At 67.1% G+C, this 14,426-nt stretch carries 13 protein-coding genes; 11 read left to right on the top strand and 2 right to left on the bottom strand.

The features are described 5' to 3' along the window. Window positions 1-30 precede the first annotated feature (30 nt). The gene (locus G4D77_RS16500) at window positions 31-1,734 is read right to left on the bottom strand and encodes a methyl-accepting chemotaxis protein (protein ID WP_154832970.1); all 1,704 of its coding nucleotides are present in this window, start codon (window positions 1,732-1,734) and stop codon (window positions 31-33) included. A 300-nt stretch (window positions 1,735-2,034) separates the two neighbouring features. On the opposite strand from G4D77_RS16500, the gene G4D77_RS16495 reads away from it, so the two are divergent. Genes G4D77_RS16495 through G4D77_RS16485 form a run of 3 tightly spaced genes read left to right on the top strand, consistent with a single transcriptional unit; the run spans window position 2,035 to window position 4,328 of the window. Continuing rightward, entirely contained in the window at window positions 2,035-2,229 is a 195-nt protein-coding gene (locus G4D77_RS16495) for a heavy-metal-associated domain-containing protein (protein ID WP_012201975.1), read from the top strand. A 21-nt stretch (window positions 2,230-2,250) separates the two neighbouring features. Next, window positions 2,251-2,688 carry a Cu(I)-responsive transcriptional regulator gene (gene cueR, locus G4D77_RS16490; protein ID WP_046985949.1) on the top strand — a complete coding sequence of 146 codons (438 nt, stop codon included), beginning with the start codon at window positions 2,251-2,253 and terminating at the stop codon, window positions 2,686-2,688. Between the two features lie 14 nt (window positions 2,689-2,702). Next, entirely contained in the window at window positions 2,703-4,328 is a 1,626-nt protein-coding gene (locus G4D77_RS16485) for an RNA/DNA-binding domain-containing protein (RefSeq protein WP_154832968.1), read from the top strand. 200 nt (window positions 4,329-4,528) lie between these two features. Here the strand turns inward: G4D77_RS16485 and G4D77_RS16480 are convergent, their stop codons facing one another. Next, window positions 4,529-5,284 (bottom strand): TetR/AcrR family transcriptional regulator, encoded by a 756-nt coding sequence (locus tag G4D77_RS16480; protein WP_016447282.1) that lies wholly within the window; start codon window positions 5,282-5,284, stop codon window positions 4,529-4,531. Window positions 5,285-5,414: 130 nt separating this feature from the next. On the opposite strand from G4D77_RS16480, the gene G4D77_RS30995 reads away from it, so the two are divergent. The 8 genes from G4D77_RS30995 to G4D77_RS16440 all read left to right on the top strand — a co-directional run bounded on the left by G4D77_RS30995 (window position 5,415) and on the right by G4D77_RS16440 (window position 14,363). After that, window positions 5,415-6,299: an ABC transporter ATP-binding protein gene (locus G4D77_RS30995; protein ID WP_213757690.1), complete on the top strand. Its 885-nt coding sequence runs from the start codon at window positions 5,415-5,417 to the stop codon at window positions 6,297-6,299. Next, entirely contained in the window at window positions 6,296-7,177 is an 882-nt protein-coding gene (locus G4D77_RS16470) for a branched-chain amino acid ABC transporter permease (RefSeq protein ID WP_017406956.1), read from the top strand. Before G4D77_RS30995 ends, G4D77_RS16470 begins: the two co-directional genes overlap by 4 nt. Window positions 7,178-7,199: 22 nt before the next feature. Then, window positions 7,200-8,237 carry a branched-chain amino acid ABC transporter permease gene (locus tag G4D77_RS16465; RefSeq protein ID WP_154832966.1) on the top strand — a complete coding sequence of 346 codons (1,038 nt, stop codon included), beginning with the start codon at window positions 7,200-7,202 and terminating at the stop codon, window positions 8,235-8,237. A gap of 36 nt (window positions 8,238-8,273) precedes the next feature. Continuing rightward, a complete protein-coding gene (locus G4D77_RS16460) occupies window positions 8,274-9,455 on the top strand; it encodes an ABC transporter substrate-binding protein (protein WP_016447278.1) in 1,182 nt (393 codons plus the stop codon). A 25-nt stretch (window positions 9,456-9,480) separates the two neighbouring features. Beyond that, window positions 9,481-10,299 carry an ABC transporter ATP-binding protein gene (locus G4D77_RS16455; RefSeq protein ID WP_016447277.1) on the top strand — a complete coding sequence of 273 codons (819 nt, stop codon included), beginning with the start codon at window positions 9,481-9,483 and terminating at the stop codon, window positions 10,297-10,299. A gap of 145 nt (window positions 10,300-10,444) precedes the next feature. Then, window positions 10,445-12,280: an AMP-dependent synthetase/ligase gene (locus tag G4D77_RS16450; RefSeq protein WP_213757689.1), complete on the top strand. Its 1,836-nt coding sequence runs from the start codon at window positions 10,445-10,447 to the stop codon at window positions 12,278-12,280. A 7-nt stretch (window positions 12,281-12,287) separates the two neighbouring features. Beyond that, window positions 12,288-13,076 (top strand): enoyl-CoA hydratase/isomerase family protein, encoded by a 789-nt coding sequence (locus G4D77_RS16445; RefSeq protein ID WP_154832962.1) that lies wholly within the window; start codon window positions 12,288-12,290, stop codon window positions 13,074-13,076. A 99-nt stretch (window positions 13,077-13,175) separates the two neighbouring features. After that, on the top strand, window positions 13,176-14,363 hold the full coding sequence (locus G4D77_RS16440) for an acetyl-CoA C-acyltransferase family protein (RefSeq protein WP_047217528.1): 1,188 nt from the start codon (window positions 13,176-13,178) through the stop codon (window positions 14,361-14,363). Window positions 14,364-14,426 lie beyond the last annotated feature (63 nt).

The following is a 14,426-nucleotide window of genomic DNA, read 5'->3' as shown; positions in this document are numbered from 1 at the left end:
GGCCGGGCCCCTGTCCCTGCGTCCGCTATCTCAGGCGTGTTCCAGCAGCTGGGTCTCGCGCGTGTCCCGGCCAGAGGCCAGCGAGGCGCGGCCTGCGGCCGGTGCCAGGCTGGGCTGGCCCTGGGAGGGACGGCCGTAGGAAGCATGCGAGCCCATGGATGCCACGGCCGCACCGGCAATGCGGAACTGGCCCACCACCTGCGCCAGGCGCGCGGCCTGCTCGCGCAGCGACTCGGCAGCGGCAGCCGACTCCTCGACCAGGGCTGCGTTCTGCTGCGTCATGCGGTCGATATCGCCCACGGCCTGGTTGACCTGGCCGATGCCGCCCGACTGCTCGCTGGAAGCCGCCGTGATCTCGCCAATGATGTCGCCCACGCGCTGCACGCTGTCCACGATCTCCTTCATGGTCTTGCCCGCGTCCTCGACCTGGCGCACGCCCACGTCCACGGCCTGCACGCTGGTCTGGATCAGCGCCTTGATCTCGCTGGCCGCCTGGGCCGAGCGCTGGGCCAGGGATCGCACCTCGGCGGCCACCACGGCAAAGCCGCGGCCCTGCTCGCCGGCGCGCGCCGCTTCCACGGCGGCGTTCAGCGCCAGGATGTTGGTCTGGAAGGCGATGGAGTCGATCAGGCCGATGATGTCGCCGATCTTGCGGCTGGAGGTCGTGATCTCCTGCATGCTCACCACGGCCTGGGCCACCACGTCGCCACCGCGCGTGGCCGTGGTCGAGGCCGATGCCGCCAGCTGGTTGGCCAGCTGCGAGGACGATGCCGTCTGCTGCACCGTGGCCGTGAGCTGGGACAGCGAGGCCACGGTCTCCTGCACATTGCTGGCCGTCTGCTCTGTGCGCGAGGACAGGTCCTGGTTGCCCGTGGCGATCTCCTGGCTGGCCGTGGCGATGTTGCCGCTGGCGTCGCGCACCTGGGTCACCATGGAGCCCAGGCTCTGCTGCATCTGGTCCAGCGCGCGCTGCAGGTCGGCCACCTCGTCCTTGCCCTCCACCTTCACGCTCTGCGACAGGTCGCCCTGGGCGATGGTCAGCGCCGTCTGGCGCGCCTGCACCAGGGGGCGGCAGATGGACAGCATGTTCATCAGCGTCAGCGGCACCACCACCAGCACCGTGAGCACCACGGCGGCAACGAAGATCCACTGCGTCTGCTCGGCCACGCCCTGCTCCTCGGCGGTCATGGCATCGACCTGCTGGCGCAGCAGCTGGTCGAGCTGGGCGATGAGCTTTTCGACCTCGGCCACCTCGGCCATGGCCTTGCCGCTCATGCGGTTGGCCGTGGTGGCCGTGTCGTAGCCACCGGCCTCCAGCTGGCGCGCAATGTGCTCGAACTGCTGGCGGTAGCGGTCCACACGGTCGGAGATGCCGCTGACGATGGCATCGTCGGCAGGGTCCTCGTCCTTCAGAAAACGCCCCGCCACGGCCTTGACGCGCTCGATGGCCGCCAGCCACTGCCCGTGGGCCTTGCGCACCTCGTCGGCACGCTCGTACTGGATGATCATGTCCTTTTCATGGGCGCGCACCGCGCCCAGCTCGGCGCGCAACTCCACCATGTAGCCCATCTTGGCGTACGAGGTATGCATGAACTGCTGACTCATGCCATGGATGCGGAACATGCCCAGCATCCCGGCTCCGCCCAGCAGACCCAGCAGCACCAGCACCATGGCGATGGCACCCAGCATCCGCGTGCGGATCGTGAAAGCCCGCATCATTCCCAACAAGTTCATGACCGTTTTCCTCTCTGTCAGTCAGGGCGCACGCACGGTCTCCAAATGCATAGCGCCAACGTAAATACAAATTGTTGCAGTTTGTCAGATGATCGCCAATGGTCTATGACGGTTTTTGCATATTCACGGCTCTTTTCGATCTATCGGCCATTGCAGCGGATCATTGAGCCGGCCGACTCACATCGAGTTGGGCCAAATCAACCCTTGCCCAGCCAGGCGCTTGACCTTGCCATGGTGTCAGGGTTCAACATGCCGTCCATGGCTTGCGCCACTTCGGCGCGCCCCAACCAGGAGCTAGAAATGCAACATGTTTTCACCGTGCAGGGCATGACCTGCGGCCACTGCGAACGCGCCGTCACCCAGGCCGTGCAGGGCGTGGATGACCAGGCCCAGGTAAAAATCGATCGCGCAGCCCAGCGCGTGGAAGTCGACAGCAGCGCCAGCCGCGAGGCGCTGGGCGCGGCCATCGCCGAAGAAGGCTACAAGGTCGCCTGAGTCCCCGGAGTGACACGCACCATGTCCGCCCAAGCACAGCACTGGCCCGTCTCCATCGGCGAGGCCGCGCGCCGCGCCGGTGTCTCGGCGCGCATGGTGCGCCACTACGAAGCCCAGGGCCTGCTGCCGCCCATGCACCGCACGGACGGCGGCTACCGCCAGTACGCCGAGTCCGACGTGCACGCCCTGCGCTTCATCCGCCGCGCCCGCGACCTCGGTTTCTCCATGGACGAGATCGCCACCTTGCTGGGCCTGTGGCAGGACAAGAGCCGTGCCAGCAGCCAGGTCAAGGACATCGCCCAGCGCCACATCGACGCACTGACCGAGCGCATCGCCGCCATGCAGGCCATGCAGCGCACGCTCAAGACCCTGGTGCACTGCTGCCACGGCGACGACCGGCCGGACTGCCCGATCTTGGATGATCTGGCAGCGCCCGACACAGTGGGAAGCGGCGCTTAATTTAAGCTGTGGGCATGCTCACCACGCCCACCCAGCTTCACCAATGGTTGCTTGAGCCTGAAGGTCAGCGGCTTGAGTTCAAGGAAGCCAAGCAGCGCTATGACTTTGAAAAACTGCTCAAGTACTGCGTAGCCCTGGCCAACGAAGGCGGCGGCGCCATCGTGCTGGGCGTGACCGACAAACGACCTCGCCTCATCGTGGGTACGCAGGCGTTCGAAGACCCGGGCCGCACCGAGGCCGGATTGCACCAGAGACTGGGCCACCGTATCCCTGTTGAGGAACTGCGCCTGCCGCAAGGCCGTGTGCTGGTTGTGCGTGTGCCCTCCCGGCTGCCGGGCACGGCATGGCAGATCGACGGCAGCTTTCTCAAACGGGCCGGCGATGATCTGGCGACAATGAGCGCGCAAGAACTGCGGGCCATCTTCGATGAAACCGGCCCCGACTTCTCGGCACAGCCATGCCCAGGGGCCACGCTGGAGGATCTGGAGCCGTCATCCATTGCATTGTTCCGGGAGCGCTGGGCTCGCAAAGGCAATACCGCTCGCAGACGCGAACTGAGCGACGAACAGACCCTGCGGGATGCAGAGTTGCTCGTAGAAGGCAATCAGGTGAGCTATGCCGCGCTCATCCTGTTCGGCAAAAGAGCGGCTCTGACAAGATGGTTGGCCCAGGCGGAGCTGGTCTTTGAATACCGGTCGTCCGAAGCGGCAGGACCGGCTGCCGATCGCGAAGAGTTTCGAGAGGGCTTTTTTGCGTGGCAGGACGCGCTCTGGAAAAAGATCAACTTGCGCAATGACCGCCAAAGCTACCAGGACGACTTTTTCCGCATGGACCTGCCGACATTTGCCGAGGTTCCGGTCCGGGAAGCGCTCCTGAATGCGGTTGCCCATAGGGACTATCGCCTGGGTGGTTCGATTTTCGTCAGGCAATTTTCCAAGCGGCTGGAGGTGATCAGCCCGGGAGGGCTGCCGCCCGGAATCACGCCCGAGAACATCATTGACCAACAGAATCCGCGCAATCGCAGACTCGCCGAAGCCCTCGCCCGCTGCGGCTTGATCGAGCGCTCTGGTCAAGGCCTGAATCTCATGGTGGAAAGCGCGGTGCGACAAGGCAAGCCCCTGCCCAGCCTTGCAGGAACATCCGCCCACGAAGTACGGCTGACCCTGGAAGGCGGAGTGCGCAACCCGGCCTTCGTACGCTTCATGGAGCACCTCGGCGAAGAGAAGCTGAGCAGCTTCTCGACATTGGACTACCTCGCGCTGGAATGCCTGCAACAGGAAAAGCCGCTGTCTGCCCCTTTGAGGGAACGCCTTGCAGGCCTGCTGGCGGCGGGAGCGGTGGAATCCATAGGTCGAGGCAAAGGGACGCGCTACATCCTGTCCGAGGCCTTGTATGCGTCTTTGGGCGCCAAAGGAACGCATACCCGGCAACGCGGCCTGGACAGAGAGACCAACAAGGCGCTGCTGCTCAAACACCTCACAAAGCACAGAGAGCATGGTGCTGCGCTGGCCGAACTGCGGCAGGTGCTGCCGTCCTTGCCAATGAGTGCCGTTCAGGATCTGCTGAAAGAGCTGCGCAATGAGGGGCGCCTCCAGCTGATGGGTGCGCGCCGTTGGGCACGATGGCATTTGTCGGATTGATATCTGCAGCGTTTGGGCCGTGGCATCAAGACCGGTCTATGAGTCCAAAAGATGCCAAGTTCTTTAGCCTCTTTTAGAGAGTGCGAAAAACTGTTTAACCACAACGACTTATAAAGCGCCCCAAAATTGCCGGAGGCTCTTTTAGGCTCTTGGAAACACCTCTATAGAACCAAAGCTCTGCGGGCATGTGCGGCTTCGGCTCAATCCTTGGAAGGGTTTGCCGCGCGCTTTGCGGAGGCCGCGCGCCGAGCAGGCTCCGCCCTGCGCAACACCCCCCCCATCAAGGTATCAATGCACTGTTGCGCCACTTCCTCGGCCGAGTACTGGCCGCCAGGCTGGTACCAGCGGCCTATCCAGCTGAGCGCGCCCGCGATGACAAAGGCCGTCATCTTGGGGTCGCAGGGGGCCAGGGAGCCCTCCTGCACGCCGGCGGCCACCAGGCGGCGGAAGGCCTGGTCTATGGCGGCCTTCTGGCGGCGCAGTTCGCGGCGGCTGTCGGGAGGGACCTGTTCGTCGCCGACACGGATCAGGCACATGCCGAAGTCCATGGTGACGATGCGCGCATAGACCTGCATGCAGGCGCGCAGCTGGTCCACGGCCTGGCCACCTGCGCGGCGCGAGGCCTCGATGCCTTCCAGCGTCATGGCCAGGCCCTGGTTCACGCACTGCAGCAGGATCTCGTCCTTGTTCTTGACGTAGTAGTACAGCGTGGGCTTGCTCACGCCCAGCCGCGCGGCGATGTCGTCCAGCGAGGTGGCGGAGAAGCCGCGCTCGTTGAACAGCTGCGCGGCGGCCTGCAGCACGGCCTGGCGCTTGGCCTCGCGCTGCTGCTCGCGGTCGGGCGTGCCGCTCCAGGGCGAGTCCACGGCGGGCGCCGCACGGCCTTTGCGGGCGCGGGTTCCGGGGCTGGGGCTGGGGCTGGGTCGGGTCTTGGTTTCAGGGCTCGATGGCTTCATGGCGGCGGGTGCACCGGGGAAATCACCGATGCTGCATGCGGTGGGCGACAACCAGAATCTACTCCAAAGTAAACAGCCTACGCATCAGTAGGCTCCTGCCCGGCTCGACGAAACAACGCACGAGACAGCCATGGAGACACACCCCGACGGCGGCCCGCCCGCCCCCTTGCTGCAGGTCGATGGCGTCACGCTCGCCTTTGGCGGCGTGAAGGCGCTGTCGGGCGTGGGCTTCGATGTGCAGCCCGGCTCGATCACGGCGGTGATCGGCCCCAACGGCGCGGGCAAGACGTCGCTGTTCAACACCATCTCGGGCTTTTACCGGCCCACGGGCGGCTCCATCCGCTTCCAGGGCGAAGACATCACGCGCATGCCGGCGCCGCGCCGTGCGCGGCTGGGCCTGGGGCGCAGCTTCCAGAACATTGCGCTGTTCCGGGGCATGACGGTGCTGGACAACATCAAGCTGGGCCGCCACGCCCACCTGCGCACCAACGTGCTCGACGCCCTGCTCTATCTGGGCCGCGCTCGCCGCGAAGAGGCCGAGCTGCGCCGCGACATCGAGGAGCGCATCATCGATTTCCTGGAGATAGACCACATCCGTCATGCGCCCGTGGCCGCCCTGTCCTACGGCCTGCAAAAGCGCGTGGAGATGGCGCGCGCCCTGGCCATGCAGCCGCGCATCCTGATGCTGGACGAGCCCGTGGCCGGCATGAACCGCGAGGAGACCGAGGACATGGCGCGCTTCATCCTGGACGTGCGCGCCGAATGGGGCGTGACCGTGCTCATGGTGGAGCACGACATGGGCATGGTCATGGACCTGTCCGACCACGTGGTGGTGCTCAACTTCGGCCAGGTCATCGCCCAGGGCACGCCGGCCGCGGTGCAGGCCGATCCCGAGGTGAACCGGGCCTACCTGGGCGCCGGTGATGTGGGCGAGCTGCGGCGCCGGCTGCGCGGCGCGTCCGCCCGGCCGGAGCCCGCCACGCCGCAGCCTGCCCTGGCACAGGAAGCCGCATGATGGACTGGGCCTACCTGTTCGAGATCGCCCTCACGGGCCTGGCCGGCGGCGGCCTGTATGCGCTGGCCGCGCTGGCCTTCGTGGTGGTCTACAAGGCCACGCGCGTGGTCAACATCGCCATCGGCGAGCTGCTGATGGTGGGCGCCTACCTGTTCTTCACCTTCGCGGCCATGTTCGCGCTGCCGCTGTGGCTGGCCATTCCCGCCGCCGTGCTGGGCACGGGGCTGCTGGGCGCGCTGATCGAGCGCACGATGATCCGGCCGCTGCTGGGCGAGCCGCCGATCTCGGTGTTCATGGTCACCGTGGGCCTGGCCTCGGTGCTGGTGGGCCTGGTGGAGCTGATCTGGACGGCCGACCAGCGCCGCCTGCCCGAGTTCATGCCCACGCAGCCCGTGATGATCGGCGAGGCCTTTCTCGCGCCCAAGGTGGCCTGGGGCGCAGCCGTGGCCGTGGTCTTCATCGCGGCCGTGCTGCTGGTGTTCCGCTACTGGCGCGGCGGCGTGGCCCTGCGTGCGACGGCCAGCGACCAGGCAGCGGCCTATTCGGTGGGCATCAATGTGCCGCGCGTGTTCTCGCTGGCGTGGGCGGTGTCGGCCATGATCGCCGCCGTGTCGGGAATCATCGTCGGCTCCATCGGCGGCATCTCGTCGAGCATGGGCGTGTTCGGCCTGTCGGTGCTGGTGGTCGTCATCGTGGGCGGGCTGGACAGCGTGCTGGGCGCCCTGGTCGGCGGCCTGTTCATCGGCCTGGTGGAGGCGCTGGCCGGCGCCTACCTGGGCGGCGAGTACAAGCTGCTGGCCACCTTCATCGTGCTGGTCGTGGTGCTCATGCTCAGGCCCTACGGCCTGTTCGGCACGCACGAGATCGAGCGGCTCTAGACAGCTTCAGAAAGACGGCAGCATGCGCATAGGCACCCTCAAGGAAAGCTACATCGCCGATGCGGCGCTGTTCGACTCCCGCACGCAACGCATCTGGCTGGCCATGGCCGGCGCGCTGCTGCTGCTGTTTCCCTTCATGGCCAGCGACTACTGGCTGTACCTGGCCTGCCTGGTCAGCATCAACGTGGCCGGCGCCACCGGGCTGAACATCCTCACCGGCTACACGGGTCTGGTGAGCCTGGGCCAAGCCGCCTTCATGGGACTGGGCGCCTACACGGTGGCCATCGTGCAGGCGCGCTGGGGCACGCCCGTGCTGTTCAACCTGCTGGCGGGCGGCTTGGTGGCCATGCTGGGCGGCATCGTGGTGGGCCTGCCCTCGCTGCGCGTCAAGGGCCTGTACCTGGCGATTGCCACCATCGCGGCCTCGTTCATCGCCCATTTCCTGTTCGCCAACCTCAGGCTCACGGGCGGCACGGCGGGCCTGACGCTGCAACCGGCCACGGTGTTCGGCGTGGCGCTGGACACCTCGTTCCGGCTGTACTGGGTGATCGTGCCCGTCACGCTGCTGATGCTGCTGGGCGCGGCCAACCTGTTTCGCACGCGCACAGGCCGCGCCTTCATCGCCATCCGCGACCGCGACATCTCGGCCGAGGTGCTGGGCATACCGCTGCTGCGCTACAAGCTGCTGTCGTTCGGGCTGTCCTCGTTCTACGCGGGCGTGGCGGGCGGGCTGTGGGCGTACTTCTTTCGCGTGGTCACGCCCGAGAGCTTTCCCCTCTTGATGTCCATCTTCTTTCTGGCGGCCATCATCGTCGGCGGCATGGGCTCCATCCTGGGCTCCATCCTGGGCGCGGTCTTCATGACCATGGTTCCGGAGCTGCTCAAGCTCATCGTGGACCTGCTGCCCGGCGGCTCGGAGCTGGCCGTCTTCCTGTCGCCCGTGCGCACCATGGTGTTCGGGCTGCTGATCATCGTCTTTCTGGTCTTCGAGCCGCAGGGGCTCGCACAAATGTGGCGGCGCCTGCGCCGCTTCTTCCACCTGTGGCCCTTCCGCAATTGAGGCGGCGCCGCGCACGACAAGCAAAAGGAGACAAGCATGCAGCAACACCCGACTTCCTCGCGCCGCCGCAGCCTGCTGCTGGCGGCCGGCGCCAGCCTGGCCGCGCCGCTGGCCGCCCGCGCCCAGGCTGGCGGCGAAGACATCGTGATCGGCGGCTCCATCCCCATGACGGGCGTGTTCGCCTTCGCGGGCGTGGGCATCAATGCCGGCATGGGCGACTACGTGAAGATCGTCAACGAGGCTGGCGGCATCAAGGGCCGCAAGGTCCGCTACGTGCCCGAGGACACGGGCTACAAGGTCGATGTCTCGGTGGCCGCGTTCAAGAAGATCACCAGCCAGAACAAGGTCAACCTCTACTACGGCGACTCCACGGGCTTTTCCAAGACCATCAACCCGGAGCTGGACCGCAACGGCGCCATCCTCATGGCGGGCGCCTCCTTCGCCACCGAGCTCAACAACCCGGCCAAGTACCCGAACCAGTTCCTCGTGGGGCCCGACTACACGGAGATGTTCGGCATCCTGCTCAAGCACATCGCCAAGGAAAAGCCGGGCGCCAAGGTGGCCTTCGTCTACTCCGACTCCGAATTCGGCCGCGACCCCATCGAGGCCAGCGAAGCGGCCGCCAAGAAGCTGGGCCTGAACATGGTGGCCAAGCTGATGACGCCGCCCGGCAGCGTGGACGTGTCCACCGAAGTCATCAAGCTGCGCCGCGCCGCGCCCGACTACACCATCTTCCACGGCTACATCCTCGCGCCCATTCCCGAGTTCATCCAGCAGGGCAAGCAGATGGGCATGACCAGCCGATGGATGGGCACCTTCTGGACCATGGACAGCTCCACCGTCATGAAGATGGGCGAGGCCGGCGACGGCTTCATGGGCGTCATGCCCTACCGCTACTACTACGACACCTCGGCCAAGGCGCCCATGCTGGACAAGATCCGCGCGCTGCGCCCCGAGTACCAGAGCACGGCCTATATCCAGGGCTTTCTGGCGGCCATGCTGTTCGTGGAATCGGCCAGGCGCTGCCTGGACGCGGGCAAGCCGCTCACCGGCCCCAACCTCAAGGCAGCGCTCAACTCCATCAAGGACTTCGACACGGGCGGACTGATCGGCGTGCCCATCACCATCAAGGGCAATTCGATTCCCGTGGGCCGCGTCTACAAGGCGGACATGAAGGCGCAGAAGATGCTGCCTGCGTCCGACTGGATCGCACTTTGACCGTCGTCCGAACAGACGCCCGCACATGACCGAGCAGCCCACGGACAAGGTCCTCGAAATCAACAACATCGAGGTCATCTACAACAAGGTCGTGCAGGCCCTGCGGGGCCTGTCGCTGGCCGTGCCGCGCGGCCAGATCGTGGCGCTGCTGGGCAGCAACGGCGCGGGCAAGAGCACCACGCTCAAGGCCGTCTCGGGGCTGCTGGCGCTGGAGGACGGGCTGCTGGCCAGCGGCAGCGTGCGCTACAACGGCCAGTCCACCGCGCAGTACGCGCCCCAGCAGCTGGTGCGCCTGGGGCTGTCGCATGTGATGGAGGGCCGGCGCGTGTTCGAGGACCTCACGGTGGAGGAAAACCTCGTGGCCGCGACCTACGCGCTCACGGGCCGCCATCAAGTCAAGCCCGACTTCGACCTGGTCTACAGCTACTTCCCGCGCCTGCATGAGCGACGCAAAGGCCTGGCCGGCTACCTGTCGGGCGGCGAGCAGCAGATGCTGGCCATTGGCCGCGCGCTGATCGCCGAGCCCCAGCTCATGCTGCTGGACGAGCCCTCGCTGGGCCTGGCGCCCAAGCTGGTGGAGGACATCTTCACCATCATCGCGCGCATCAATGCCGAGCGCGGCACCTCCATGCTGCTGGTCGAGCAGAACGCCACCGTGGCCCTGGCCGTGGCGCACAGCGGCTACATCATGGAGAACGGAAAGATCGTCATCGACGGCCCGGCCGAACGCCTGGCCCAGGATGCCGACGTGCGCGAGTTCTACCTGGGCATGGGTGGTGGCGGCGAGGCAAAAAGTTTTCGCGACCTGAAGCACTACAAGCGCCGCAAGCGCTGGTTGTCATGAAGCACCCCCTGAGTCGCTTCGCGCCTTCCCCCTCTCTCCCGCTTCGCGAGGGAGGGGGACAGCACCCTCGGTGCGGGGCGGCCCTTCCTCGGTGCTCCCGTGTGGGGGCACGCCAGTGTCACAGGCAGCGCGATGGGTCATTGATATGAAGAACCTTCCCGAACTCACCCTGCCCCAGATGCTGGCCGAACGCGCGCGCAGCGATGCCCAGCGCGTGGCCATACGGCAAAAGGACTTCGGCATCTGGAAGCCCACCAGCTGGGCGCGCTACCACGAGCGTGCCAGCCACTTCGGGCTGGGCCTGGCGCAGCTGGGCCTGCCGCCAGGCGGCCACATGGGCGTGATCTCCGAGAACCGCATCGAGTGGGTGCTGGCCCAGATGGGCGCGGGCCTGATCGGCGCCATCACCGTGGGCGTCTACCCCACCAGTCCCACGCCCGAGGTCGCCTACGTGGCCGGACACGCGGACATCGCCATCATGGTGTGCGAGGACCAGGAGCAGACCGACAAGTTGCTGGCCGCCCTGCCCGAGCTGCCGCAGCTGCAGAAAATCATCGTCATGGAGACCAAGGGCCTGCGCAGCCTTGCGCCCGAGCTGCGCGCCCTGATCACCACCTTCGACGAGGTCGAGCGCCTGGGCGCCCAGGCCGCCAGCCGCGCCCCCATCGAACAGGCGCTGGCACGCCAGACGCTGGATGACGTGGGGCTGATGATCTACACCTCGGGCTCCACCGGCAAGCCCAAGGGCGCCATGATCACCTACCGCAACATCCGCGGCGTGGTGCCCGGCATTGCCGAGCGGCTGGGGCTGGATGGCGGCACGCGCCACCTGTCCTACCTGCCGCTGTGCCACGTGGCCGAGCAGATGCTGACCAGCTTTGTGCCGGTCTACCTGGGCTCGCAGGTGCACTTCGGCGAGTCCATCCGCACGGTGCAGGAAGACCTGCGCGAAGTCGCGCCCAACATGTTCCTGGGCGTGCCGCGCATCTGGGAAAAGCTGCATGCGGCCATCAGCATCAAGATGCAGGAGACCGGGCCGCTGCGCCGCGCGCTCTACCGGCGCGCCATGGCCGCCTGCGCGCCGCTGGCCGAAAAGCCCCGCAGGCAATGGAGCCTGGCCGAACACCTCACCTGCGCCGCCAGCTACTGGAGCGTGCTGCGCGCACTGCAGAACTTCATCGGCCTGCGCGAGGCGCGCGTGGCGCTCACGGGCGCCGCGCCCATACCACCCGACGTGGTGCGCTTTTTCCGCACGCTGGGCGTGCCGCTGATCGAGGTCTACGGCCTGACCGAATCCACGGGCATGGTCACGGGCCACCGGCTGGACGACGTGTCCGTGGGCAGCGTGGGCGTGGCCACCGAAGGCGTGCAATGGCGCATTGCCAGCCTCGGCAGCAGCGCGGGCCACGAGGGTGACGACAGCGGCGAACTGCAGATCAAGGGCGACATGGTCTTCGCGGGCTACTACAAGAACCCCGAGGCCACGGCGCAAAGCATCCAGGACGGCTGGCTGCACACGGGCGACGTGGTGCGCGTGCAGGGCGGCCAGCTGCGCATCGTGGACCGCCTCAAGGACATCATGATCACCGCCGGCGGCAAGAACCTCACGCCCTCGGAGATCGAGAACACCATGAAGGCCAGCCCCTTCATCAAGGAGTGCATCGTCGTGGCCGAGGGCCGCAAGTTCGTGGGCGCGCTGGTTCAGATCGACTACGAGACCGTGGGCCAATGGGCACAGGCGCGGCGCATTGCCTTCACGCATTTCCGCTCCCTGGCCGAGATGCCCGAGGTGCGCGCGCTCATCGAGGCCGAGATCGCGCAGGGCAATGCGCGCCTGGCCCAGGTCTCGCATGTGCGGCGCTTCCATCTGCTGACCAAGGAGCTGGACCACGACGACGGCGAAGTCACGGCCACGATGAAGGTGCGCCGTTCTTCCATCTACAAGACCTACGCCGCCGAAATCGACGCCCTGTACCACTGAGCCTCCCATGACCGATACGCAAGACACCCCGCTGCGGCTGCAGCGCGAAGGCGCCATCGCCACGCTGACCTTCCACCGCCCCGCCGCCCTCAATGCCATCGACGTGCCCATGGCACTGGCGCTGCGCGACGCCGTGCGCGCCCTGGCCCAGGACCGCGCGCTGCGCTGCGTGGTGCTGGAAGGCGCGGGCCGCGCCTTCATGGCGGGCGGCGACCTGGACACGCTGGCCGCCGACCCCGTGCGCGGCGCCGCCGAACTGCTGGGCCCGCTCAACGAGGCCGTGGCGCTGCTGGGCCAGCTCGATGCGCCCGTCATCGCCAAGGTGCATGGCGCGGCGGCAGGCGCAGGCCTGTCGCTGATGCTGCAGGCCGACTTCGTCTACGCGGCCGAGGGCACGCGCTTCAACCTGGCCTACATCAACCTGGGCGCCAGCTGCGACGTGGGCGCCTCATGGGCGCTGCCGCGCATCGTGGGCCTGCGCAACGCGCTGGAGATCGCCATGCTGGGCGAGACCCTGGACTGCGCCCAAGCGCAGCGCCTGAGCCTCATCAACCGTGTCCTGCCGCCCGCCGAACTCGACGCCGCCGTGCAGCAGCTGGCCCAGCGCCTGGCCGCCGGCCCCACGGTGGCGCTCGGCCATATGCGCCGCCTCATGCGCGCGGGCCTGGACCGCAGCCTGCGCGAGCAGCTGGCGGCCGAGGCCTGCGCCTTCGATGCCTGTGCGCGCACGGCCGACCTGCCGCGCGGCATTGCGGCGTTCCACGCCAGGCAGACTCCGCAATTCGAGGGACGTTGACCTCCGCTCGGAACTGACGCCGAGGCGGCTGCGCTGCCTGCCGCCTGCCCGGCACAATGCACTCCATCCCCCGTGTTCATCGCTTTGAGGAGCTTCACCATGACCCCACGCGACGTCTTCGTCGTCGGCACTGCGCGCACCGCCATCGGCACCTTCGGCGGCAGCCTCAAGGACGTACCCAACACCCAGCTGGCCACCACGGCCGTCAAGGCCGCCATCGAGCGCGCGGGCCTGGCGCCCGACGCCGTCGGCCACGTGGTCATGGGCAATGTGATCCCCACCGATACCAAGGACGCCTACCTCTCGCGCGTGGCCGCCATCGATGCGGGCTGCCCCATCGAGACGCCGGCCTTCAACGTCAACCGGCTGTGCGGCTCCGGCCTGCAGGCCATCGTCTCTGCCGCCCAGGCCATTGCGCTGGGCGATTGCGACGTGGCCATCGGCGGCGGCAGCGAGTCCATGAGCCGCGGCCCCTACTTCGACCAGGCCGCGCGCTGGGGCGCGCGCATGGGCGACGCCAAGAGCATCGACTACATGCTGGGCATCCTGCACGATCCCTGGCAGAAGATGCACATGGGCATCACGGCCGAGAACGTGGCCGAGCGCTACCACATCAGCCGCGAAATGCAGGATGAACTGGCAGCGGCCAGCCACCAGCGCGCGGCCGCTGCCATCGCGGCCGGCCACTTCAAGGAGCAGATCGTTCCCGTGGAAATCGCCACGCGCAAGGGCGTCGTGGTCTTCGACACCGACGAGCATGTGCGCGCGGCCACCACCATCGAAGTGCTCAGCGCCATGAAGCCGGCCTTTCGCAAGGAAGGCGGCACCGTGACGGCCGGCAATGCCTCGGGCATCAACGACGGTGCCGCCGCCGTGGCACTGGCCGCAGGCGATCGCGTGGCTGCCCTGGGACTGAAGCCGCTGGCGCGCCTGGTGGGCTACGCCCATGCCGGCGTGGACCCCGCCTACATGGGCATAGGCCCCGTGCCGGCTACGCAGAAGGTGCTGCAGCGCACGGGCCTGAAGATTGCAGACATGGACGTCATCGAGGCCAACGAGGCCTTTGCGGCCCAGGCCTGCGCCGTGATCCAGCAACTGGCGCTGGACCCGGCCAAGGTCAATCCCAACGGCTCGGGCATCTCGCTGGGCCACCCGGTCGGCGCCACGGGCGCCATCATCACCACCAAGGCCATCGCCGAACTGCAGCGCACGGGCGGCCGCTATGCGCTGGTGACCATGTGCATAGGCGGCGGCCAGGGCATCGCAGCCATCTTCGAAAGGGTCTGAGCGCCCTGGGGGCGCGGCGATGTTTCACATGAAACATTGCCGGCCCGGGTGCCTTGCTGCTGG

Origin of the sequence: Delftia sp. WY8 (assembly GCF_018437695.1) — a bacterium.
Classification (GTDB): Bacteria; Pseudomonadota; Gammaproteobacteria; order Burkholderiales; family Burkholderiaceae_C; genus Comamonas; species Comamonas tsuruhatensis.
The sequence above is the reverse complement of the archived record's forward strand: the minus strand, read 5'-3'. Positions and strand labels throughout refer to the sequence as shown.